Annotated in this window: 22 protein-coding genes and 3 pseudogenes; 9 read left to right on the top strand and 16 right to left on the bottom strand. The window is 65.4% G+C overall.

Annotated features, from left to right (window positions below; all coding sequences use genetic code 11):
• Positions 1-8 precede the first annotated feature (8 nt).
• Complete coding sequence (gene hisD / locus CHB77_RS14330) at positions 9-1,319, top strand: histidinol dehydrogenase (RefSeq protein WP_089388901.1); 1,311 nt, start codon at positions 9-11, stop codon at positions 1,317-1,319.
• Between the two features lie 19 nt (positions 1,320-1,338).
• The gene (locus tag CHB77_RS14325) at positions 1,339-2,331 is read left to right on the top strand and encodes a YeiH family protein (RefSeq protein WP_089388900.1); all 993 of its coding nucleotides are present in this window, start codon (positions 1,339-1,341) and stop codon (positions 2,329-2,331) included.
• A 233-nt stretch (positions 2,332-2,564) separates the two neighbouring features.
• Here the strand turns inward: CHB77_RS14325 and CHB77_RS14320 are convergent, their stop codons facing one another.
• From CHB77_RS14320 to CHB77_RS18675, 8 genes are all read right to left on the bottom strand, one after another.
• Positions 2,565-3,470, bottom strand: a complete 906-nt coding sequence (locus tag CHB77_RS14320) for a cupin domain-containing protein (protein WP_089388899.1) — start codon at positions 3,468-3,470, stop codon at positions 2,565-2,567.
• Between the two features lie 26 nt (positions 3,471-3,496).
• Positions 3,497-4,252 carry an HpcH/HpaI aldolase family protein gene (locus CHB77_RS14315; RefSeq protein WP_089388898.1) on the bottom strand — a complete coding sequence of 252 codons (756 nt, stop codon included), beginning with the start codon at positions 4,250-4,252 and terminating at the stop codon, positions 3,497-3,499.
• Positions 4,249-5,148, bottom strand: coding sequence for a DUF6282 family protein (locus CHB77_RS14310; protein ID WP_089388897.1), 900 nt, complete (start codon positions 5,146-5,148; stop codon positions 4,249-4,251). The genes CHB77_RS14315 and CHB77_RS14310 overlap by 4 nt, the downstream gene beginning before the upstream one ends.
• Complete coding sequence (locus CHB77_RS14305; protein WP_089388896.1) at positions 5,145-6,227, bottom strand: tRNA-dihydrouridine synthase; 1,083 nt, start codon at positions 6,225-6,227, stop codon at positions 5,145-5,147. Before CHB77_RS14305 ends, CHB77_RS14310 begins: the two co-directional genes overlap by 4 nt.
• Entirely contained in the window at positions 6,227-7,507 is a 1,281-nt protein-coding gene (locus CHB77_RS14300) for a TRAP transporter large permease (RefSeq protein ID WP_089388895.1), read from the bottom strand. Before CHB77_RS14300 ends, CHB77_RS14305 begins: the two co-directional genes overlap by 1 nt.
• Positions 7,504-8,010, bottom strand: a complete 507-nt coding sequence (locus tag CHB77_RS14295) for a TRAP transporter small permease (RefSeq protein ID WP_089388894.1) — start codon at positions 8,008-8,010, stop codon at positions 7,504-7,506. The genes CHB77_RS14300 and CHB77_RS14295 overlap by 4 nt, the downstream gene beginning before the upstream one ends.
• A gap of 62 nt (positions 8,011-8,072) precedes the next feature.
• Positions 8,073-9,068 (bottom strand): TRAP transporter substrate-binding protein, encoded by a 996-nt coding sequence (locus CHB77_RS14290; protein WP_089388893.1) that lies wholly within the window; start codon positions 9,066-9,068, stop codon positions 8,073-8,075.
• A 39-nt stretch (positions 9,069-9,107) separates the two neighbouring features.
• Positions 9,108-9,329, bottom strand: a complete 222-nt coding sequence (locus CHB77_RS18675) for a hypothetical protein (RefSeq protein WP_242626666.1) — start codon at positions 9,327-9,329, stop codon at positions 9,108-9,110.
• Between CHB77_RS18675 and CHB77_RS14285 the strand changes: the two genes are divergently transcribed.
• From CHB77_RS14285 to CHB77_RS14260, 7 genes are all read left to right on the top strand, one after another.
• Positions 9,255-9,920 carry an IclR family transcriptional regulator gene (locus tag CHB77_RS14285; protein ID WP_423212901.1) on the top strand — a complete coding sequence of 222 codons (666 nt, stop codon included), beginning with the start codon at positions 9,255-9,257 and terminating at the stop codon, positions 9,918-9,920. The two genes, CHB77_RS18675 and CHB77_RS14285, sit on opposite strands and share 75 nt — an antisense overlap.
• 328 nt (positions 9,921-10,248) lie before the next feature.
• A complete protein-coding gene (locus CHB77_RS14280; protein WP_165456294.1) occupies positions 10,249-11,379 on the top strand; it encodes an acyltransferase family protein in 1,131 nt (376 codons plus the stop codon).
• A gap of 156 nt (positions 11,380-11,535) precedes the next feature.
• A complete protein-coding gene (locus tag CHB77_RS14275; protein WP_165456295.1) occupies positions 11,536-11,967 on the top strand; it encodes a CBS domain-containing protein in 432 nt (143 codons plus the stop codon).
• Positions 11,964-13,121, top strand: a complete 1,158-nt coding sequence (locus CHB77_RS14270; protein WP_089388889.1) for a cation:proton antiporter — start codon at positions 11,964-11,966, stop codon at positions 13,119-13,121. The genes CHB77_RS14275 and CHB77_RS14270 overlap by 4 nt, the downstream gene beginning before the upstream one ends.
• Positions 13,122-13,169: 48 nt before the next feature.
• Complete coding sequence (locus tag CHB77_RS18385) at positions 13,170-13,313, top strand: hypothetical protein (protein WP_165456296.1); 144 nt, start codon at positions 13,170-13,172, stop codon at positions 13,311-13,313.
• A gap of 68 nt (positions 13,314-13,381) precedes the next feature.
• Positions 13,382-14,758: a hemolysin family protein gene (locus tag CHB77_RS14265; RefSeq protein ID WP_089388888.1), complete on the top strand. Its 1,377-nt coding sequence runs from the start codon at positions 13,382-13,384 to the stop codon at positions 14,756-14,758.
• Positions 14,755-15,771, top strand: coding sequence for a CNNM domain-containing protein (locus tag CHB77_RS14260; protein ID WP_089388887.1), 1,017 nt, complete (start codon positions 14,755-14,757; stop codon positions 15,769-15,771). The genes CHB77_RS14265 and CHB77_RS14260 overlap by 4 nt, the downstream gene beginning before the upstream one ends.
• Positions 15,772-15,991: 220 nt before the next feature.
• Here the strand turns inward: CHB77_RS14260 and CHB77_RS14255 are convergent, their stop codons facing one another.
• The 8 genes and pseudogenes from CHB77_RS14255 to CHB77_RS14225 form a co-directional block, all read right to left on the bottom strand.
• Positions 15,992-16,306, bottom strand: coding sequence for an ElaB/YgaM/YqjD family protein (locus CHB77_RS14255; RefSeq protein ID WP_165456297.1), 315 nt, complete (start codon positions 16,304-16,306; stop codon positions 15,992-15,994).
• A 312-nt stretch (positions 16,307-16,618) separates the two neighbouring features.
• A pseudogene (locus CHB77_RS14250) lies at positions 16,619-18,075 on the bottom strand (tripartite tricarboxylate transporter permease).
• A gap of 113 nt (positions 18,076-18,188) precedes the next feature.
• Positions 18,189-18,542, bottom strand: a complete 354-nt coding sequence (locus tag CHB77_RS14245; RefSeq protein ID WP_207303050.1) for a tripartite tricarboxylate transporter TctB family protein — start codon at positions 18,540-18,542, stop codon at positions 18,189-18,191.
• A gap of 16 nt (positions 18,543-18,558) precedes the next feature.
• Positions 18,559-18,831, bottom strand: coding sequence for a type 2 periplasmic-binding domain-containing protein (locus CHB77_RS18670; protein ID WP_242626670.1), 273 nt, complete (start codon positions 18,829-18,831; stop codon positions 18,559-18,561).
• A 142-nt stretch (positions 18,832-18,973) separates the two neighbouring features.
• A pseudogene (locus tag CHB77_RS18665) lies at positions 18,974-19,207 on the bottom strand (tripartite tricarboxylate transporter substrate binding protein); the annotation flags it as partial.
• Entirely contained in the window at positions 19,174-19,800 is a 627-nt protein-coding gene (locus CHB77_RS14235; protein WP_089388885.1) for a citryl-CoA lyase, read from the bottom strand. The gene CHB77_RS14235 and the pseudogene CHB77_RS18665, both read right to left, overlap by 34 nt.
• Before the next feature lie 79 nt (positions 19,801-19,879).
• A pseudogene (locus CHB77_RS14230) lies at positions 19,880-20,966 on the bottom strand (CaiB/BaiF CoA transferase family protein).
• Between the two features lie 372 nt (positions 20,967-21,338).
• Positions 21,339-22,049 (bottom strand): GntR family transcriptional regulator, encoded by a 711-nt coding sequence (locus CHB77_RS14225; protein WP_089388884.1) that lies wholly within the window; start codon positions 22,047-22,049, stop codon positions 21,339-21,341.
• Positions 22,050-22,060 lie beyond the last annotated feature (11 nt).

Raw genomic sequence — 22,060 nt, 5'->3', positions numbered from 1 at the left:
TCAAAGACATGATTTACCTCAAGAAGGCCGTCCGAACCGCCGAGACGGAACAGGACGACGTGCGCCGTGTCGTGGCCCAGATGCTTGCCAGGATCGCCGACGGTCAGGAGGACGCGGTCCGTGCCTATGCCAAAGACCTGGACAGATGGACCGGCGACATCGTTGTCACCCGTGAACAGCGTGCCGCGGCGGCGGCGCAGGTGCCCGAACGGCTGAAAGCCGACATTCGATTCGCCCATGACAACATCAGCCGCTTTGCCCGTGCGCAGCGCGACACCCTGTCCGAATGCCGGATCGAGATCCTGCCGGGGCTGGTGGCCGGGCAACGGCATATCCCGATATCGGCGGCCGGCTGCTATGTGCCCGGCGGCCGTTACAGCCATATCGCCAGTGCCATCATGACGATCACGACGGCCAAGGTCGCGGGCGTGCCCCATATCGCCGCCTGCTCCCCGCCGCGTCCGGGGATCGGCATCCCGCCGGCAATCCTGTACACGATGGATCTGTGCGGCGCGGATGCGATCCTGTCGATCGGCGGCGTGCAGGGCATCGCCGCCATGGCGGGCGGGCTGTTCGGGCTTCCCAAGTCCGATATCCTGGTGGGACCGGGGAACCAGTATGTCGCCGAGGCCAAGCGGCTGCTGTTTGGCGGTGTCGGCATCGACATGGTCGCGGGTCCGACCGACAGCATGGTGATCGCTGACGGTTCGGCCGACCCGGACCTGGTGGCCGCCGATCTGATCGGCCAGGCCGAGCACGGCTATAACTCGCCCGTCTGGCTGGTGACATCGGATCGGAATCTGGCCCAGCGGGTTCTGGCTCTGGCGCCGGACCTGATCGCCGCCTTGCCGGAACCCAACCGCCAGAGCGCCTTGTCCGCATGGACCGATTTCGCCGAGGTCATGCTGTGCAGCACCCCCGAGGAAATGGCGTCGGTCGCCGACAGCTATGCGCCCGAACATCTGCATGTCCAGGCGGCCGATCTGGACTGGTGGCTGCGCCGCCTGAAGGCCTATGGCTCGCTTTTTCTGGGCGAGGAAACGACCGTCGCGTTCGGCGACAAGGCGGCGGGTCCGAACCATGTCCTGCCCACCTCGGGCGCGGCCCGCTATACGGGCGGGCTGTCGGTGCACAAGTTCATGAAAACCGTGACATGGCAACGCGCCACCCGGCACGGCGCCCGCCCCCTGGCCGAAGCCACCGCGCGGATCTCTCGGCTTGAAGGGATGGAGGGCCATGCCCGGTCCGCCGACATCCGCCTGGCCAAGTTCTTTCCGGACCAGGTTTTCGATCTGGGTGCAACTGATGTCGCATCCTGAGCAGGGTGAGCGTTCGCCCATGTCCCTGCCGCATCAGACGGTGGAGTGGTTCCGCCACCACCGCGGCGGCATGGCCTTGGCGGCCATCATTGCCCTGGCGTCCAGCTTTCTGGACGAACATTACGGCGCCCCGGCCATGCTGTTTGCGCTGCTGATCGGCATGGCGTTCAACTTTCTCGGCGAGGCGCCCCCGACGGCCGCAGGCATCACCTTCTGCTCGCGCAGCCTGCTGCGGCTGGGGGTCGCCCTGCTGGGGCTGCGCCTGACCTTTGGGGACGTGTCGCAACTGGGCGTCGTGCCGATCGTGGGCGTCGCCGGGATGCTGGCGATTACCGTGATCGGTGGCGTGGTCTTTGCCCGGCTGTTCAGGCGAAACACGGCCTTTGGTTTGCTGACCGGCGGATCCGTCGCCATCTGCGGGGCCTCGGCCGCCATGGCCATCGCCGCCGTCCTGCCCAAGGCGCATTTCAAGGACGAGGATCTGCTGCTGACCGTCGTGGGGGTGACCGCGATGTCGACCTTGGCCATGATCGCTTATCCGATGCTGTTCGGATCCCTGGGGCTGACGGACATCGAGATCGGCTATCTGATCGGCGCAACGATTCACGACGTCGCCCAAGTCGTCGGCGCAGGCTATTCGGTCGGCGACACGGCGGGCGATATCGCCACGTTCACCAAGCTGCTGCGGGTGGCCTTGCTGCCCGTCGTGCTGGTGGCGGTGACGCTGTTCTTTCGCAGGGAATCGGGGGCGGCGGTCGGTCTTCCATGGTTTGTGGTGGCGTTTCTGATTCTGATGATGGCGCGCAATTTCCTGTCTTTTCCCGAACCGGTCCTGGACCTTGCCAGCGATGTGTCCCGGTTCCTGCTGGTCATGGCCATTTCGGCGCTTGGTGTGAAGACATCGCTGCAACAGCTGTTTGCGCCGGGCGTGCGCGGCCTGGTCCTGATCGTGGTCGACACCGCCTTTCTTCTTGGACAGGCACTGGTGTTCGCAAGGATTTTCCTGACATGACATGACATGGGCGGGCGCACGGAACGGGCCGAAGCGGGCGGCACCGAACCGCTGGTGATGCGGCAAATCCGGGCCGGCATCATGCTGTCTCGGGCGCGGTGAATCCGATCCCGCGCCTCTGGATGCATCCGCGAAATCCGGCCTTCAGAGCCGGATCGATCCAGCATGGCCCGTCCCATCCGTTGCCGGGACTGCCCAGCCGATTGCCGAATGCCGGGCGATGACGTTCCGGTCTAGTCCTTTGGCAGGGGATAGTCCTCGGCATTCAGCACCCATCCCGGCTTCAGGGAAAAGTCCATCCGGGGCGGGCAGAAGATATCCACCAGATCGTTGTCCGCGGCGTCCATGGCACGGGTCGTGTGGATCACGGGCGGCGGGATGACCAGTGACGAGGGCGAGCCGACCTCGACATGCCGGTCGTCGCGCCAGTCGGCCATGTCCACGGTCCATGGCCAACGCAGGTGATGAACGAATTTGCCCTTCAGCGCCAGCGAGCACTGTTCGAAGTCGTCGTGGTGGTGTGGCGACATCCTGGTGGTGTCGCGCGGGCCTTTCTGCGGCTCGAAGATGTTCACCATGAAGGTCGTGCAGCGAAAGATGCGCCCAAAGCGGCCCGGTTCGGCGGGCACGTCCAGCGAATAATGCCGCACCCGGAAGCCGTGCTTTGGCGCGGGCCAGGCCTCGAAGGGGGGAATGTGGGTGCGGGCCGCGTCATAGGCCCGCGCATTCGACGCGGCCTCGGCAAGGTCGGTTGATCGGGTCGTGAACAGGCGCACCAGCACCCCGCCTTCGGGCAGCGTCACGCGGCTGTCGCCGGGCGGCACGAAGGCGATCCTATAACCGGGCACCGCCACACGTTCGTCGCCAGCCTCGATCACCGCGCCATGCGCGGCATCGGGAAGATAGACGACATATTCATCGGGCTGGCCGTCGCGGGCGAAGACGGCCCCCGGCGCGGCCTCGGAATAGGCGAGTACGAAATTGTTTCCCCGATGATACCAGCTTTTCCAGCCGACCCCCTCGGCCTGTGGCGGCGTACCGTAGAACAGCGCGAGTTGATCCTCGGCAATCAGACCGGTCGCAGGCGGCTTGGTGGTGGCGGCGAACAGATCGGCGCGCGGATCCTTGCCCGTGTACATCCTATGTCCTTTCAGAAGCAGCAGGTTCAGGCCTGCCGGGTTGTCATCAGGCGGCGCGCGCCCTTCATCAGCAGGCTCTGGTCCGAGCCGCAGACGAATACGGTGACGCCGCGTTCCTGCCAGACCGGGATCTGCGTCTCGTCGCCGACGAACAGGCCGGTGGCGACTCTGGCCCGGCGCGCGGCCTGGGTGACGCGCAGGATCGCGGCGTCCAGTTCCGGCGATGGAAAGCCCACGCGCAGCGACTGCGACAGGTCGGCGGGACCAACGAACAGCACGTCCACGTCCCGGCACGCGGCGATGTCGTCCAGCCGGTTCAGCGCGGGCGCGTCCTCGATCTGCACCATCACCACGCTGTCCTCGTCGCAGCGGCGGCGATAGTCCAGAAGACCCAGGCTGCCATAGCCCCCCGCCCTGGGCGAGGGCGAGATGCCGCGGCTGCCCCGGTCGAACTTGGCCGCCGCGCAGACCGCCTCGGCCGTGGCGCGATCGGCCACATGCGGGACCATGACGCCCGCGCAGCCCAGATCCAGCAGGGGCGCGATCCAGTCGGGCCGGGCGCCCCAGCGGCGCGACAGCAGCGGCAGGCCGCTGGCCCGCGCCGCCATCGCCAGCATGTCCATCTGGGCCAGACCGATGGGCGCATGTTCCTGGTCGGCCACCGCGAAGTCGAGGCCGGCGAGGCCCAGGATCTCGACGACATGGGGGGCTGGGGTCTTGACGAAGGTGCCGACCACCGTTTCGCCCGCCCGTATCCGCGCGCGAAGGCTTGTTCCGGTCATGCCGCCAGCCCGACCAGTTCGGCGCCGACGGTCGTGGTCATCTGGCGGACCTCGTCATCGGCATAGCCGCAGTCCAGCAGCAGTTCGATCATCATCCGCATCCCCTCGGCGGGGTTGGGATTGTTCTTCTGGCCCAGATCGGTGCCGAAGAAGGTATTTTCCACGCCCGCCGCGTCGATCACGGATTTCAGATGGCCGGTGTCGAACATCGTGAAGGTGGATTCGATGAACATGCAGGCCGAATGCTCCATCTTCACGCCCATGCCGACCAGATGCGCGATTTCCTGGAACGAACAGTCGTTCACATAGGTCGGATGGTTCAGGAACAGACGCTTGACGCCGCGCGCCTTGGCTTCCTCGTAGAAGGGCAGCAGTTCGCGCGCGTGGTGATGCCCGCCCGACACGACCGCGTCCGCCTCGGCGATCAGGTCCAGGATGTGCTTGACCTCGTCGCGCACGGCGCCGTTGTCGTCGGTCAGGGTCAGCGGGACCGGCGCCACGGTCTTGGCGGTGTTCTGGGGGAACTTGAAGCCGGGCTTGTCCGCCTCGTGGTCCATGTGGTTCTTGGCGTGCGCCGTCGCCATCCAGACGACTCGCGCGCCTTGTTTCAGCGCGTAATCCACGGCGGCGGGGTTCAGCCCGCCCAGCGGGTTGTTCAGAACGATCGACCCGATGGCCTGCGTCGTGAAGCCGCAGTTCTCGTTGATTAGCCGGGCGACTGGCATCGTCGGGTAATAATGATCCTTCAGCAGGATCGCGGCCATGCCCTGTTCATCCGCCTCGCGCACGGCGGCGATGTGGTCCAGCTTGCGCGGATGCAGCGAAGGGCCGGAATGGATGTGCAGATCCACCGCGCCCTTCATCAGCGCGTCGATGCGGTCGGTCATGTCGGTCATGTCGTTCTCCCTTGATCGGTTGGCCGCGCAGCCTGCGCGGGAATATGGTGCCGCCAGACCTCGTCCAGCACGGGCATGTCGGCAAAGCGGCGGCGGGCATCGGCGGCCCGTCCGACCAGATCCGGGGCGGTCACGTCCTTGTCCCGGCAATAGGCAGCCAGGCTCTCAACCGCCTCTGTCAGGAGGCCATGGCCGCGCAGCATCACGGCCGAGGACAGGCCCACGGCGGATGCGCCCGCCAGCATCATGCGGGCGACGTCGTGGCCGTTCGTCGCGCCGTTGATGCCGATCAGCGGCTGGTCCGGTCCCAGGACCGCCCGCGTTTCCGCCAGCCAATGGCAGGTCAGCGGCAGGTTCCAGAAGCCGCCGATGCCGCAACTGGTGCCCAGATGCGGCGCCATGGCCTGAAGGTCGGGCAGCAGTCCCAGTGCCCGCCCGGCGATCACCACCGTTGCTGCCCCGGCCCCGGTCGCGGCGGCGGCCAGGGCCGTCACACGCTCGCTCTGGCCCGACAGCTTGACCCAGACAGGGATGGTGACCGCCGAAGCCACCGCTCGGACGATCTGGCCGACCCGCGCCGGATCGAGTTCGGTGGACACCGCCCCGCGCGCGGCCTGGCTGGCATAGGGCGTGCCGATGTTCAGCTCCAGCACCTGCAATCCTGCCTGCGCGATCTGCCGGGCAAGGCCGGTCGCCGCATCAAGATCGGCAAGCACCAGCGACGGCACCAGCAGGCAGTCGGCGGCGCGGGCCAGCCGGTCGTGCCGGACGGCCTGATCCAGCCAGGCCTCGAAGGCCAGCGGATGCAGCCCGGACCGGCTCAGGACCGTGGCGGCCGCAGGCGCGTCCGGCCCCCATGGGACCGGGCGCCAGTCGGGGTCCAGGACGGCATATTCCGCTTGCAGCAGTTGGCGCTTTGCCGCCTGGGATTCGTTGGTCGACTTCATCACCACCGCGCCCGCCCCCGAGGCGATGGCGGCGGCCAGCCCCGCATCCTCGATCAGGTGCTCGCCCGGAGCGGCGATCATGGGGTTCTTCAGGCGAATCCCGCCAACCGGGACCGAAAGCGCGTCGGTCATCACCGTGCCCCCAGAAGCTCTGGCAGGAACAGCGAGATCTGCGGGAACAGGGTAATCAGCGCCAGAACGATCAGCGCGATTCCGATCATCGGCAGGGCCGCGACCGCGATCCTTTCCATCGGCCGCCCGGTCACGCCGGCGATCACGAACAGGCACAGCCCGACCGGCGGCGTCACGAAACCCACCAGCACGTTGAAGACCACCATCACCCCCAGATGCACGGGGTCCAGGCCCAGGGTGCTGCCGATTGCCATCAGCGCCGGAACCGTCAGGATCAGCACGCCGATGGTGTCCAGGAACATGCCCATGAACAGCAGGATGATGTTCACCATCAGCAGGATGACGAGAGGATCGTCCGAGATGCCGGTCAGCAGCGCGACGGCCTGCTGCGGCAATTGCTCCATGGCGAAGATGAAGCCCGCGATATTGGCGATGGCGACCAGGAAGTAGATCGCCGACGTGATGATCGCGGTCGAGATGAAGGCTTCCTTCAGGAAAGCCCAGGTCATCGCGCGATAAAGGAAGGTCGCCACCAGCAGCGCATAGATGGCGGCGATGGCGGCGGCCTCGGTCGCGGTGAAGATGCCGCCGCGGATGCCGACGACGATGATGACCGGCAGCAGCAGGACCGGGATCGCCTTCCAGAAGCCCTGGACGATCTCGGCCAGCGATTGCGCGGGGGCGGTGGGATAGTTGCGCCGGCGCGCAACGATGATCGCATAGACCGACAGCAGGGTCGCCAGCAGGATGCCGGGCGCCAGCCCCGCGATCAGCAGCTGCGCAATGGACGTGCCCGACAGCGCGCCATAGAGGATCATCGCGATGGACGGCGGCACCAGCGGCGCCATCAGCGACGACACCGCGATCAGCGCCGCCGAATAGTCCACGTCATAGCCCTGGCGCTTCATGTCGGGCACCATCACCGTGCCGATGGCCGCGGCATCGGCGGCGGCCGATCCGCTGACGCCGCCGAACAGGAAGCAGCCCCAGACGGCCGTCAGCGACAGCCCGCCCCGGAACCGGCCGACGATGGAATTGGCAAAGCCGATCAGCCGCCGGGTCAGCCCGCCCACGTCCATGATGCTGCCCGCCAGCACGAACAGCGGAATGGCCAGCAGCACGAACATGTCCATGCCCGCCAGCATCCGCTGCGGCATGACCAGCAGGAAATTGGTCTGCCCCGTCGTCACGAAATAGGCAAGCGCGCTGAATCCCAGCACGAAGGCGATCGGCATGCCGATCAGCAAGGTCAGCAGGAAAGTCGAACCCAGCCAGATCACAGCGCCTCCTCCGCACCCATCAGGTGTTCTGCTCGGGCCGAAGAACGCGCCACCCCGAAAAGCTCGTTCAAGGCGACATGGACCGCCAGCAGCAGCGCCCCGACCACGACCGAGATGTGGATCCAGAACATCGACAGCCCGAGGGCAATCGCGGTCTGCCGGCGCGTGCCCCAGCTGAAGGCGATGCCGTACCAGACGATGACGCCGAGAAAGATCAGGATGCAGATGGCGGCCACCACGTCGGCCTTCCGGCGCATTCCCTGCGGCAGCTTTTCGACCGCCATCCGCATCCCCAGGAACTGGCCGCGGGAATAGCTGATGCCGGCGCCGACGGCGACGATCCACAACATCAGATAGCGCATGAACTCCTCGGACCAGAACAGCGAGCTGTCCAGGACATAGCGGGCAAAGACCTGCAGGACGCCGACGAACAGGATGGCTGCGATGCCGGCAAAGCAGAAGGTTTCAACGGCAGCCACATAGGCCCGCCAGAACTTGGACATGGTCGTCCCTCTTGCATCGGAGGATGGACGGGGCGCGGCGTCGGGGCCGCGCCCCGGACGGATCACTGCGCGGCGGGCGTCAGCATCTTTGCCTTGGCGCTGAAATCGGCGATCAGGGGATCGATGGCCTCGTACTGTTCGACCACCGGCGCGAAGGCGGCGGCAAGTTCGGCCTTGAACGCGTCCGATGGCGTCACCACGGGAATGCCGAGTTCGTCCAGGCGCTTCAGAACTTTCGTGTCCAACTCCTTTACCGCCATCACCTGCGGCTCGACGATCTCGTCGGCGGCCTGGCGCATCGCGGCCTGCTGCTCGGGCGTCAGGCTGTCGAACTTGTTCTTGTTCACCAGCAGGAAGCCCGGCCAGAAGTATTGGCCGGTCAGGGTCACGGCCTTGCCGATCTCGTAGTACTTCTCGCTCTCGATCGAGGTCAGGTTGATCTCCACCGCGTCCAGCGTGCCGGTTTCCAGCGCGGAATAAACCTCGCCATAGGCCATCGGCGTCGGGTTCACGCCGACGGCCGACCAGGCATCCAGGAACATCCGGTTCGGCGCCACGCGCGTCTTGAGACCCTTCATGTCCTCCAGGCTTTCCACCGGCTCGCCCACCGTCATGAAATGGCGCAGGCCGCCGTCATAGACGCCAAGGGCGACCATGCCGTGGTTTTCCAGCCGGTCCATGATCGCGCGGGCCTCGGCCGATTTGGCCATCGTCACAAACCCCTCATAATCCGGGATCGCGCCCGGCAGCTGAAAGGCGTCGATCGCAGGTTCCAGGGTGGCATAGGCCGAGGTCGAGTTCACCGTCATGTCCACAGTCCCGAACTGCACGCCTTCGGCCAGCTCCTTCACGTCGCCAAGCTGGCGGGCCGGATAAATCTCTACCGTCACGTCGCCGTTCGAGATGCGCTCCACCGCTTCCTTGAAGCGGACGGCGGTGTCGTGGATGGGGTGTGCCTCGAACACCGGATGCCCCAGGCGGAGCGTCACCGGCTCCGCCAGGGCGGTGGTGGCGAACAGCGATGCGCCGAATGCGGCGCAGGCGGCAAACTTCCTCATACTTCCCTCCCAATTGTTCTCATATGGAGAACGACGTTCTCAATATTGACGAATCAATGTTGCTGAGTCAAGAAGGATCGCAGTCAACAGGAGCAGCCTCGGGTGGATGTAATTTCCAGTGTGCGCGCAGCAGATACATGTCTGCGCATCCTTCAGCAGATCGCGTTTGCCGAGCAGCCCCAGGGCGTGACGCAGATTGCCGGAAAGGTCGGGATCGCGAAGGGTGCGGTTCACAAGCACCTGCGCACGCTGATTGACCATGGGATGATCGTGCAGGATCCCACCACCTCGCTGTACCGCCTGGGGCCGAAGATCTGGCTTATGGGACAGAAGGCCCCCGACGGGCAGATGCTGTCCGAGATCGCCCTGCCGCTGATGCAGGCGGTGCGGGACGATCTGGGCCTTGCGGTCGTTCTCAGCGTGCCGACGCCAAAATCGGCTTTCGTTCTGGCGACCTTGCGCAGCAATCAGCCCATCGACATCGGCGTGCGCCCCGGCAGCGAGTTGCAACTGCACTCTTCGGCTCAGGGAAAGGTGTTTCTTGCCTTCGGCCCTGCGGACTTGTGGAACCAGTTGCAAACACCACTGGAGGCCGTCACGCCCAGGACCACAACCGATGTCGAAACGCTCAGGCGCGATATCGACCGGATACGGCAGGCGGGCTATGCGGTCGCCCCAGAGGAATCCTTGCTGGGGATCAATGCCCTGGCGGCGCCGATCTTTAGCGCGACCGGGGCAATGGTCGGAAGCATCGGCCTGATCGGCTCGATCCAGCATCTGTCGGCAGACGCCACGCCTCATCAGCTGAAAGTCCTTCTGGACCTGACAGAAGCCATCTCTCACCGCATCTAGGACCGAGCCTGTGACAGGGCGGGCTGCGGAGATCGGAACAGCCGGAACAGCCGGGATGGGCGGGTTTTCCAGGCACAGCAGCATGGACGTGCCCGACGTCCGCGGAACGCGTGTGCCGCGCGTCCCGTGCCGTTCGCTCCAAGGCCGGGCAGACCGGTGGGGCGAGGACGCCGCTCGGGCTGGCACCCATGGCACGACACATTCCGCTGATCGAAAAGCCGGCCGCCGCGGCCCCGGCAGGCCTCTGCCCATCCGGCAGGGGCGGAACATCGCAGGGTTGCAGCCGTTCGGCATGACTGTCGCGTTTCAGAAAACCAAGGAGCCGTTTTTGAGCAGCACCGCAAACATCAGGCATATCGAGGCCCTGACAGCCATGAGGGGCCTGGCCGCGATCCTGGTCGTCATCTTCCATTATTCGGGGGGCTTCCTGCCGAATTTCACCCCCAGCCAGTACACCGCCTTCCTGTCGAAGGGCTATCTCTGGGTCGACTTCTTCTTTTTGCTCAGCGGCTATGTCATGGCCCATGCCTATGCCGCGGATTTTCGGGACAGGGCCTCGGCCGGGACGGTCCGGAAATTCATCTTCGCCCGGTTCAGCCGGATCTACCCCCTGCACCTGGCGATCCTTCTGGCGTTTCTGCTGCTGGAACTGGTCAAGCTGTTGCTGATCTCATTCGGCATCGGCCAGGCGTCCTTTCCGGTCTTCGAAGGCGCCCGAAGCGTCGAATCCCTGGCAAGCAACGTCCTGCTGCTTCAGACGACCGGCCTTCATGGCGGGCTGACCTGGAATGGCCCCGCGTGGTCGATCGGGGCCGAGTGGTTCGCCTATCTCGCGTTTCCGATTCTGGTGGTGGGGATCATGAAGCGGGGCATGGTCGCGTCATCGCTGATGATCGCGCTGTCGCTGCTGGGACTGGCCCTGCTGTCGGGGATGGGCGACAATCTCGATGTCACCTATGACTACGGCATCCTGCGATGCCTGTTCGGCTTTGTCATCGGCATGGTGCTGCATCGCTTCTCGGGTCTGGCGACGCGGTTCCGGCTTGGAAGCGATGCCGCCGCGATCGCGCTTTTGGCCCTGACCGGGGTGCTGATGCATGCGGGCGTGCGCGACATCGCCATACCGCCCGTGTTCGCCCTGCTCATCCTCAGCCTGTCGCTGAACAACGGGCGCGTGTCCCGCGGCCTGTCCCATCCGGCTCTTGTCTGGCTCGGAACGATCTCCTACTCGGTCTATCTGTCGCACATGCTGATCCTGTCAGTCATCAACGTCGTCTCGGTGACCATGCTGGGAAAGCCGGTCGGTCGGTTTCTGGAGACCGGACCGTCACTTCTCCTGCTGGCCGGGCTTGTGGGACTGGTGATCGCCCTGTCGGGATGGCTTTACGTCAATGTCGAGGCAAGGGCGCGCAGCGCCTTGCAGAAAAGCCGGTTCGCCCGTCGCCACGTTTATCGCTAGATGGGACGGACACGGCCCCCCGGCGGCCCGAATATGTTTCCCGTCCGCCTGCCAAGGAACGATGCCAGACGGGTCGCGTTGGCCCTTGCGAGCGGCTGCCGGACGGGGTGGGCTGGAACACGGGTTTTGTGACCGGAGAATGGCGAAGCAATGACGATGCGTGACGACAGGGCCGGGGATCTGGCCGTGGCCGACATTCAGTCCCTGAAGGCAAGCGATCATCCCGATGCCCTTCTGCAACTGTTGTCGTCGTCCACTCAGGATGTCTTTCCGGTCCTGGACGATCGGGGTCGGGTCGTCGGCACGATCGGAGAGCCGGACCTGCTGCGTGTTCTGTCCCCAAGCGAGCCGACCTTGTCGTTCGGTCCGGGCAAGCTGATCCGCGAGGGCCTGATCGACACCATCGAGGACATGATGACCCGCCGTCCCCTGACGTGCCGGGTATCCGACCCGATCCATGCGGCGTTGAAAAAGATGGCCACGCTGAACATCGCGCAGCTGGTCGTCATCGACGACAACGACACCCTGGTCGGCCTTCTGCGTGCCCGCGACTTGTTCAAGGCTCTGTTCGGAAAGGACCGGCCATGAACGAGCTTCTGGCGTTGGTCATTCTGATCGCAGCCGCCCGCATGGGCGGCGAGCTTGCGACCCGGTTCAGGCAGTCGCCGATGCTTGGCGAAATCATCGCAGGGCTTCTTCTGGGTCCGACGGCCCTGAATCTGATAGCGCCGTCCGAGACCCTGGAATTCCTGGGCCATCTGGGCATTCTGTTCATGACCTTTCTGGCGGGGATGGAAACGGACCTGCGGATGCTGCGCAAGGTCGCGGGGCCGAGCGTGCTGGTGTCGGCATTGGGCATCGCCCTGTCCGTCGGCCTCGGCTTTGCGGTCGGGTGGATCGTCGATTTCGGCGTGGCATCCAGTCTGTTCCTGGGAGCGGCCCTGTCCACAAGCTCGATCGCCGTCACCGCCAGGGTGTTCACGGACTTCAAGCTGATGCGGACGCGGGTGGGGCTGTTGTCCATGGCCGCCCATGCCATTGACGACATCCTGGCGATGATGCTCATCATCTTTGTCGTGTCCTTCTTTGGAGGAGAGGCGACCTCCGATCCGGTCTGGCTTGTCCTGGGCAAGGTCGCGGCCTTTCTGCTGATCGCCGCCGTGATCGGGCTTTGGATCCTCAAGCCGGTCATGGGGTGGGTCTATCGGCTGCGCAGCCGCGAGATGCATTTCACCGTGGCCATTCTTCTTGTCCTGGGCTTTGGTTGGATGGCCGAGTTCTTCGGACTGGCCGACGTGCTGGGCGCCTTTGCCGCCGGGGCCTTTCTGCATTACACGGACGAGGCCGAACCCGCGATGGTTCAACGCGTCGAAGCCCTGTCCGACGGCTTTCTGGTCCCCGTATTCTTCGGCGTCATCGGCTTGCAGACGGATCTCTTTCTGCTGCTCGACGCGGTGCCGCTGGTCGCTCTGGCTCTGGTGGCGGCCGTGGTCAGCAAGCTGGCGGGTTGCGGGATGGGCGCAAGGCTGACCGGATATTCCCTCCGGGAAAGCGTCATCGTGGGGGCTGGAATGGTTCCTCGGGCCGGGCTTGCCCTTATCATGCTGGGTCTGGTCCCCGAGGGTTCCTTGCCGGCGGTCATGGCGCCCTTGCTGGTCGCCATCGTCTTCCTGACCGCCCTTGTAACCGCTCCGATCCTGCGGCTGGCCGTGAAGCCGAAGCCGGAAACACAGACTGCCTGAATCGCGCGTCGTCCCCTGAATGCTGTCTTGACGAAAGGAAAACACATCATGCTGAAATTCGTGCAAGGCGCTGTTAAGATCATTCTGTCATCGGCCTGCGGCCGAGGCCAGGGCAGGACGGCATTCCTGAATCACTTGAATATCGGATCAGCATCCGGCATCCGGCCCCTTGCCGTTCCCGAACCGGCCTAAAGGTGATCTTGCCCCGTGAACCACGATCCTGAACTTTTCCGACCTCCACGTCACCAGAGGACGAGGCGATGATCGAAGCCCTTCTGCTGTTCCTGATCGGAACGCTGGTGATGCTGGCGATCATCGCCGCGAACGGCTATTTCGTGGCCCAGGAATTTGCCTATATGTCCGTCGATCGGACACGCCTGGCCGCGCAGGCCGCAGAGGGTGACGCGGCAGCCAAGCGCGCCCTGAGGGTGACACGGCGCACCAGCTTCATGCTGTCGGGCGCACAGCTGGGCATCACCGTCACAGGTCTGCTTGTCGGGTTCGTGGCCGAGCCGCTGGTTGGAGAGTCGCTGGGCGTTCTGCTGGGCGGAACGGGCATTCCGACCGAAGTTGGCGTCGCGGCGGGCACCATTCTCGCGCTCCTCGCCGCGACCGTCATCCAGATGGTCTTTGGCGAGCTTTATCCCAAGAACCTGGCCATCGCCGATCCCGAGCCCCTGGCGCGCGGGCTGGCCCGTTCCACCCTGATCTATCTGACGGTGTTCGGCTGGCTGATCGGCGTCTTCGACAAGGCGGCGAACCTTTTGCTGCGCGCGCTGCGCATCGAGCCGGTCCACGACCTGGACGTCACGGCCTCGGCCGATGACTTGCCGCATATCATCGAGGATTCGCGCGACAGCGGCGACTTGCCGGTCGAACTGTCGCTGATGATGGACCGCATCGTCGATTTCCCCCAGCAGGATGTCGAACATGCGATGATTCCGCGCTCTCAGGTCGACTGGGTCGGCCCCGAGACAACTCTTTCCGAGGTGCGCCGTCTGATGGCCCGCGCCCACACCCGCTATCCTGTCATCGACGACGCGGACGCGCCCGTGGGGGTCGTCCATCTGGCCGACGTGCTGATCCATTCCGCCCCCGGCCAGGCCGAGACGACCGTGGCATCGGTGATGCGCCCCCCAATGGTGATCCCGACGCTGATGAGCTTGCCCGACGCCCTGTCGCAACTAGCCTCGACCAGGAACCAGCTGGCCTGCGTGATCGACGAATACGGCGGATTCTCCGGTGTGCTGACGCTGGAGGATCTGGCCATGGAGATCGTCGGAGAGATTACCGACGAACATGACGACGATCCAGGAAACGGCCTGACATCCGAGGGCGCGGATGTCTGGCTTATCGACGGCGACGTGCATCTGGACGAACTGCGCCGCACCATCGGCCGCGATCTGCCGCAGCCGGATGTCGAAACAGTGGCGGGATTGCTGATCGCCGAATGCGGCGCCTTGCCGGCCGAGGGTGAGCGGGTGACCATCGCGCTGCCCATCGATCCGGCCGAACTGATTGACCGCGACCCTTCCCGCTGGCTGCTCGAGGTCGATGTCCTGCGGGTAGAGCGTCATGTTCCCACACTGCTGCGCGTACGCCTGGTCGAAACCCGCATCCCCGAGGACGACGCATGACCGACCCTATCGTTGTCACCATCGTGACGATCATCCTGATCGCCCTGAGCGCGCTGTTCGTCATCATTGAATTCGCCCTTCTGGGCGCCCGGCGCCATCGGCTCGAGGAGCTGGCGCCGACCAGTCGGTCTGCCCGTGCCGCCTTGCGGGGCATGAACGACCTGACGCTGATGCTGGCCGGCGCGCAGCTTGGGATCACCATCTGCACCTTTGCCCTGGGCGCAATCACCAAGCCCGCCCTTGACGCCTGGCTGGGACCGGTTCTGGTGTCGGTCGGACTGCCCCTCTGGTTCGCGGGCGGTGCGGCCTTTGCCATGTCGCTGTTCGTCGTGACTTTCCTGCACCTGGTCGTGGGCGAGATGGCGCCCAAGTCCTGGGCGATCGCCCATCCCGAACGATCCGCCCTTGCCGTCGGCGCGCTTTCTCAGGCTTATGTCTGGCCGTTGCGCCCGCTCCTGGGATGGGTAAACCGGCTTGCCAACCGCCTTGTCCGGGCCAGTGGGGTCGAACCGGTCGACAAGGCGGCCGTCGGGGGCCGCGACGCGGCGACCATCCGGCAGCTGGTGGAGCATTCGGCCAAGGCCGGCACCCTCGAGCCGCAGATCCAGCAGCAGTTTTCAAGCCTTATTGAACTGGGAACCCTGCCTGTCGCCGCATTGATCGACAAAGACGCGAAACCGGTTCAGGTCCGTGCCCAGGCCACCGTGGCCGATGTCCGGTCCGCAGGCCTGGCATCGGGGCACATGCGGATCCTCGTGACCGGCGAGGCCGGCGCCCCGCCCAGCATCGTGCACGTGCGCGACATTCTTCTTATGCCCGATACCACTCCTGTTCTTGAAATTGCCAGACCGGCGCATTTGCTTCGACCCAAAACGCCGGTTTACGAGGCGTTGACCGGCATGCGGGCGGCCAGCGTGCAGCTGGCCGTCGTCATGGACAAGGATCGGATGCTGGGGGTGGTTTCGCTGTCGGACATCCTGAGGCGCGTCCTGCCCGCAAAGGCAGCCGCCTAGCGGTGCCATTCTCCAAGAACGGTCCCGCCCCGGCGCGATGCGCTTTGCAACCTTTGTCTGACCTTGGCGAAGGCCTGCATGCATCCATGGTCCCAATCTGCGCGGCGCACCCACTTGCTAAGGTGCGGACCTTTGGCGGTTCATGCGTCAGCCCAAAGGAGCCAAGCAGGTTTGCACCAGATGTCCTCGCCGGTTGCGCCACGGCGGGTAAGCGTGCGGCTCACCGGCGCGACGTCACACTCCCTAGCAGGAAACCGATTCCGACCGCGATACCCAAGGCTGTGACAGGGTGGCGGCGGACGAGGAAAATGACTTCTTCAAACCCCAGTTCCGTATAGAAGGCCGCTTCTTCGACCTTCTGCCGTCCCACCTCATACGCACGCTCCGCATAATCCCGTCCGGCCTCGAGCGTGTCGTTCGCCTTCGAAGCCGCCTGTTCGGCCAGTTGCCGGGCGTTTTCCCGCAGAGTGCCCGTTGTCTCGTCCACAGCCGCGGAAACGTCGCCCGCCTGGGGCATGCTGGGATTCTGTGCCATTCTTGTCCGTCCTCGAATGATATTCTGAAAGGACGTAACGGCCGGATTGCCTTGGCGTTCCATCGCAAAAGCCTCATGCCGCATGTCCGCATCCGCCGGACTGAAACAGGACGGGACACAAGGTCCGAAGGCGCGTGGCGGCCAGGTGGCGGCAGGACGGCCAATCGCATCAGATCACCTTCCGCCCCGTTCGCGCAAGCCAGTCAAGGATTGAGAAGGCAGCCTTGGGGAAGACAATCGGATCCGGGGCGTCATGCGTCGTGCGCCGCGGCTCTGTTCTGTATCCGCAGGGCGATCCTTGATCGAACGCCGTCAATCCGCGTCCACCGGATACTGCCGTCGCTGCCTGCGCAGATGCATCAGCGCGGGCAGCATGATCGCCAGCAGGGCGAGCAGCAGCAGAGCGGCCGAAATGGGTCGGCTGATGAAAACCGACAGGTCGCCCTGGCTGATGGTCATGGCGCGGCGGAACTGTTGTTCGGCGAACGGCCCCAGGATCATGCCGATGACCACCGGACTGGTCGGAAAATCAGAGCGGCGCATGAAGAAGCCCAGCACTCCGATGCCGTAAAGCAGCGCAAGGTCAAAGACAGACCGGCTGATCCCATAGGTGCCGATCGTCGCGAAGACCAGGATGCCCGCATACAGATAGAGCATGGGGATCTTCAGGATCTGCACCCACAGGCCCACCAGCGGCAGGTTCAGGACCAGCAGCATGACATTGCCGATATACAGGCTGGCGATCAGCCCTCAGACAAGGTCCGGCTGCGAGAACAGAAGCTGCGGACCCGGATTGAGACCATAGCTCTGGAATGCCGACAGCATGATCGCGGCCGACGCGTTGTTGGCGGCCTCGGGGCCCGCGACGCCTTCGATGGCGCCCTCGCCGAACTCCTCGGGGTGCCTGGACAGGCGCTTTTCCAGGAAATAGGACAGAAAGGTCGGGATCTCGGCCCCGCCCGCCGGCATGGCGCCGATGGGAAAACCCAGGAATGCCCCCCCTCAGCCATGGCTTCCAGGATCGCCCCCAGTCGCGGCCGGTCATCCACAACGACCCCTTGATGGCGATGACCTTGTCCTGGCCGCGGCGATAGCGGGTGGCCAGGTGCGGCGTTTCGCCCACGGCGAACAGGCCCACGCAGACGATCACCACGTCGATCCCGTCCAGCAGGCTCATCTGCCCAAAGGAGAACCGCGCTTGGCCGGTCTGCAAATCCACGCCGATAAGCCCGATGAACAGGCCCAGGCACAGCGCCGTCAGCCCGCGCACCACGGAACTGCCCAGCACCACCGATACCGCGACAAAGGCCAGCACCATCAGCGAAAAGTAATCGGCTGGCGCGAAATTCAGCGCCAGACGGACAATGACGGGCGCCAACAGCGTGATGCCGACCACCCCGATGGTCCCCGCGACGAACGACCCAATGGCAGCGATTGCCAGCGCCGGCCCTCCCCAGCCCGCCTTTGCCATCTTGTGTCCTTCGAGGGCGGTCACGATGGTGGCGCTTTCGCCCGGCGTGTTGATGAGGATCGAGGTGGTCGATCCCCCGAACATCGCCCCGAAATAGATGCCTGCGAACTAGGATGAATGCGGCCTCGGCCGGAACCTGAAAGGTGATGGGCAGCAGCAGGGCGATGGTCAGCGCCGGGCCGAGGCGCGACAGCACGCCGATGGCGGTTCTCGGCGTGACGCCCACGACCGACCACATCAGGTTGTAGGGCGTGAGCGCCACGGAAAATCCATGCAGCAGCTTGGCGAGCGATTCCATCATAGCAGATCCTCGATCAATCCGCCGCCCATGCGCAGGCCCAGCAGCTGCGCGAACCCATAATAGACGACAAGGGCCAGAAGAAAGCCGACAAGCGCGGCCAGCCAGATGCGTCACGCGCCAAAGCCGGTGGCGACCATGACATGCATCAGCGACGACGACAGGATGAACCCGACCGGCCTTATCAGCATCAGATTCAGAAGCAATCCGCCCCCGACCCACAGCAGCGGGACAAGGTCCGGCCGTTCTTCCTCTGGGTCGGTCGCCTCGCAATGCCACCGGCCGGCCAAGGCCTCGGCCAGAAGGGCCACCCCCAGGATCAGTAGCGCGCCGCCGACGATCAGGGGGAACAGCGTCGGACCGACGCGCGCATAGCCGGGCGAGACCGGGATCAGCCGGGTGGCCATGACCATCCCGATCCCGCCCGCAATGACCATCAGCGCGACAAGGATCGGACCGGGCCGCAAGGGGATGCCCAGGCCCCTATCCTGCCGCCACCAGGCCCAGCCCTTCCAAGACGGTCCGGATTCGGGCGGTATCCTCGTTCAGATACACGGCGAATTCGTCGCCCGCCAGGAACAGGGGCGTCCAGGACCGGCTGGCAAGCTCGGTCTGCCACGCCTCGGAGGCGTTCAGGCGGGTCAGCACGTCGATCATCCTGGCCTTGTCCCCGTCGCTCATATCGGGCGGATCGAAGACGGCGCGCCAGTTCAGCAATTCGACATCCAAGGCCCTGTTCGCGGATGGTGGGCGCATCGATGCCCTCGACCCGTTCGGGTGCCGAGACGGCGATGGCGCGCAGGGTGCCCGACGCGACCTGTTCGGCAAACTCGCCCCAGCCCGAGACGCCTGCCGCTTGTGCGATCAGGCCGGCCAGCATGTGATCGCTGCCACCCGCGCTGCCGCCCGCCCAGGACACCGCGCCGGGATCGGCCTTCAGCTTTGCCACAAGATCGTCAAGCGAGGCGATGTCCGACGCGGCCGGCACGACGACGGCCAGGTATTCGCCGGTCAGGCGCGCGATGGGCGTGACCATGTCCAGACCGACGGGCGAATTGTTGGTGAGGATCGCGCCGATCATCACCATGCCGCCGGTCATCAGGGCGTTTCCTTCGCCGCCGTACGGGTTGATGAACTGCGGCAGGCCGATGGTGCCGCCGGCGCCCCATCGATGTTCATGGGCACGGGCCGCGACGTGGTGGCGCGCAAATGGGCGTCCACGGCGCGGGCGATGGCGGCAAAGCGGCCTTCGACGATGCCCTTCGCGACAGCCCCATCCACCCGTTCCAGCAGCCGGGGCGCGCGCGGGTCGACCGGATGGAACCGATGCCCGAAGCCGGGCACGTATTTCCGGCCCGCGGCCCGGCGCCGTTCCAGCACGCCGGCGACGGCCTTGGGCAGGGGGGCGGTTTCCGCCGCGATCTCGTGAAACAGCTCCACGCATTGCTCGCCCGCGCCGCCAGGGATGTCGTCAAGCACGTTGATGGCCGAGACCATGGCACCGTTGATGCCGGTCCCCCCGGTGATCGCCATGCGGGAAATCGCGATGGACGGCGCCTGCGGGCCGTGATCGACGCCTGCCACAAGCGCCGCGTCCAGCAGGCGGGCCTGGCCAGGGGCCGGCAATTCGCCGCGCGTTATCAGCCAGACCATCTGCGGGTAACTGACACGGCCGATCAGATCCTCGATCGCATAGCCGCGAAAGCGGATCTCGCCCGGCCTCATGCGGATGATCGAGGTCGTCCACCAGTCCTCGGCCAGGCGGCGGCCGGCGCTTCGTTCGCCAGGGAAACGATGTCTGCCATCAGATCGCCCCGTTCTGGGCAAGGCAGTCGAGTTCGGCGGCGGAAAGGCCGAGGCCGCCAAAGATTTCGGCGTTGTGCGCGCCAAGCGGCGGTGGCGGCGTATCCACGGCCGGGGCCTTTCCATCGAACGTCACGCCCGTCCGGACGACGGTGATGTCACGGCCCACGCCCTCGGCATCGGGAAAGGTTCCCAGCATTCCGCGATCCGCCACCTGCGGCGAGGCAAGGATCTGGGGCAGCGTCAGCATCGCGCCCGCAGGCACGCCGATCCGGTTCAACGCGTTTGCCCAATCCTCGGCCGGGCGGGCCTTGAGCGTCTGCTCCAGAGCCTCACGCAGCGCCAGGCGGTTCTTCTTGCGCAGCTCGCGCGTGGCATAGTCGGGATGGTCCAGCAGATCGTCGCGGCCCAGGTGGCGGGCCAGCGACACCCATTGTTCATCCTTGTTGGCGGCGATGTTCATCAGCCCGTCCGCCGTGCGGAACGCGCCCGAAGGTGCCGAGGTCAGGTTATCGTTGCCGTTGGCCGAAGGTGCCCCGGTCGGGCGCGTTCAGCGCCGTGGCGACGGCCATGGCCGCCGTCAGCCCGCCGATCGTATCGGCCAGGGGATAACCCATCCGCAGAGGCGCGGAACCGGGATCGCCCGTGATCCACATGACCCCCGAGGCACCCTGGATGATCTGGTCATAGGCGGGCCGGTCCTTCCATGGCCCGGTTTGTCCAAAGCCCGAGATTGCGCAATAGATCAGGCGCGGGTTCTCGGCCCGCAGAACCTCGTAGTCCACGCCAAGCCGCGTCATCACGCCGGGGCGAAAGTTCTCGACCAGAACATCGGCGCTTTGGACCAGCCGCTTGAGCAGCGCCTTGCCCTCGGGGTGCTTGAGGTTGACGGTGACGGACTTCTTGCCCGCGTTCTGGGCCAGGAAGGACACGCCCATGCCCTTGCGGTTCAATTCGGGATCGGCGCCCAGATTGCGGGCCAGATCGCCCCGGCCCCGCGCCTCGACCTTGATGACCTCGGCGCCGAAATGGGCAAGCTGGTGGCAGCAGAAAGGCCGGGCAAGAACATTGGTCAGGTCGCGGCACATGTGCCGCATATCGAGACGCCTTGTGGCATCCGCATGGCGATCGACCGGCTGGTTCAGGCACAGCCTTGCCTTGCATCCGGGTCCGAACGTTTCCCTGCGCCGGAACGACCGCGCCTTCGCACGATCTTGCGGCCTGCAAACTGTCTTGGATGACGGGCGGCCTGACGTGCCGGACGCCCTCGCCGATCGTCTTCTCCGGGGCCAGGGCCGGGGCGTTCGGAGGATCTTGCCCTGGACGAATCCGGCTTTCTGCGCCCTGGCGTCTCTGCTCTGGCGGCGTTCCGAAACTGGCAGAGGGCGCCATCCCGTGCCGCGCCCCTGCCGTTTCTCCGACAGGGCCTGCGACACTTCGCCTGAATCGTTTTCCGGCTTTCAGGCGAAGTATTGCGGGAATTCCCGGCGCAGGTCTTCGACTTTCGCGACGGTCTGACTCAGGTGGTCGCGGATCGCGCCGATGGCGCTGTCGGGATCGCCGCTGCCGATGGCCTCGACAATGGCCCGATGGCCCGCAAGAATGTTCAGCACCTTGCCCTTTTCCGGCAGATGCAGGCGGCGGATGCGTTCCAGGTGGCCAGACCGTTCGCGGACCAGCTGGTGCAGGCCCGTCCGGCCAAGGCCTGCGAACAGCGTCTGATGGAACAGTTCGTCCAGTTCCTGGAATACGGCGATCTGGCTGGGGTCGTCGGCCACCGCCTCTTGCATGCGGATGATCGAGGCGGCGCGGGTCAGCACCGTCTCGTTGCCTTCGGTGGCCAGCCTGCGGCACACCTCGGTTTCCAAGGCGACGCGCAGGAAATGCGCCTCGTAGGTCTGCGGCACGTCGATGCGGGTCACGACGGTCTTGGACTGCGGAAAGACCATCACCAGCCCTTCCTGTTTCAGCAGTTGCAACGCTTCGCGAATCGGGGTCTGGCTGACGCCATAGCGGTCGGTCAGCTCGGTTCGGGTCAGCGGCGTGTCGGGCGGCAGATCCAGCGTGATGATCCGTTTGCGCAGGCTTTCATAGACGCGCTGCACGGTCCCGCCGCTGCCGGGTATGGCCATGTCGTTCAATCCTAGGCTGGCCGCAAGCGAGGTTGCCATACCGTTCTCCT

Source organism: Paracoccus sediminis (assembly GCF_900188295.1).
GTDB classification, from domain to species: Bacteria; Pseudomonadota; Alphaproteobacteria; order Rhodobacterales; family Rhodobacteraceae; genus Paracoccus; species Paracoccus sediminis.
The sequence above is the reverse complement of the archived record's forward strand: the minus strand, read 5'-3'. Positions and strand labels throughout refer to the sequence as shown.

Bases quoted from the DNA above. Each gene is read 5' to 3' on its own strand.
- hisD (WP_089388901.1), top strand. From the start codon at position 9: ATGATTTACCTCAAGAAGGCCGTCCGAACCGCCGAGACGGAACAGGAC.
- CHB77_RS14325 (WP_089388900.1), top strand. From the start codon at position 1,339: ATGTCCCTGCCGCATCAGACGGTGGAGTGGTTCCGCCACCACCGCGGC.
- CHB77_RS14320 (WP_089388899.1), bottom strand. From the start codon at position 3,470: ATGTACACGGGCAAGGATCCGCGCGCCGATCTGTTCGCCGCCACCACC.
- CHB77_RS14315 (WP_089388898.1), bottom strand. From the start codon at position 4,252: ATGACCGGAACAAGCCTTCGCGCGCGGATACGGGCGGGCGAAACGGTG.
- CHB77_RS14310 (WP_089388897.1), bottom strand. From the start codon at position 5,148: ATGACCGACATGACCGACCGCATCGACGCGCTGATGAAGGGCGCGGTG.
- CHB77_RS14305 (WP_089388896.1), bottom strand. From the start codon at position 6,227: ATGACCGACGCGCTTTCGGTCCCGGTTGGCGGGATTCGCCTGAAGAAC.
- CHB77_RS14295 (WP_089388894.1), bottom strand. From the start codon at position 8,010: ATGTCCAAGTTCTGGCGGGCCTATGTGGCTGCCGTTGAAACCTTCTGC.
- CHB77_RS14290 (WP_089388893.1), bottom strand. From the start codon at position 9,068: ATGAGGAAGTTTGCCGCCTGCGCCGCATTCGGCGCATCGCTGTTCGCC.
- CHB77_RS18675 (WP_242626666.1), bottom strand. From the start codon at position 9,329: ATGGTCAATCAGCGTGCGCAGGTGCTTGTGAACCGCACCCTTCGCGAT.
- CHB77_RS14275 (WP_165456295.1), top strand. From the start codon at position 11,536: ATGCGTGACGACAGGGCCGGGGATCTGGCCGTGGCCGACATTCAGTCC.
- CHB77_RS14270 (WP_089388889.1), top strand. From the start codon at position 11,964: ATGAACGAGCTTCTGGCGTTGGTCATTCTGATCGCAGCCGCCCGCATG.
- CHB77_RS18385 (WP_165456296.1), top strand. From the start codon at position 13,170: ATGCTGAAATTCGTGCAAGGCGCTGTTAAGATCATTCTGTCATCGGCC.
- CHB77_RS14265 (WP_089388888.1), top strand. From the start codon at position 13,382: ATGATCGAAGCCCTTCTGCTGTTCCTGATCGGAACGCTGGTGATGCTG.
- CHB77_RS14260 (WP_089388887.1), top strand. From the start codon at position 14,755: ATGACCGACCCTATCGTTGTCACCATCGTGACGATCATCCTGATCGCC.
- CHB77_RS14255 (WP_165456297.1), bottom strand. From the start codon at position 16,306: ATGGCACAGAATCCCAGCATGCCCCAGGCGGGCGACGTTTCCGCGGCT.
- CHB77_RS18670 (WP_242626670.1), bottom strand. From the start codon at position 18,831: ATGCGCCCACCATCCGCGAACAGGGCCTTGGATGTCGAATTGCTGAAC.
- CHB77_RS14235 (WP_089388885.1), bottom strand. From the start codon at position 19,800: ATGAGGCCGGGCGAGATCCGCTTTCGCGGCTATGCGATCGAGGATCTG.
- CHB77_RS14225 (WP_089388884.1), bottom strand. From the start codon at position 22,049: ATGGCAACCTCGCTTGCGGCCAGCCTAGGATTGAACGACATGGCCATA.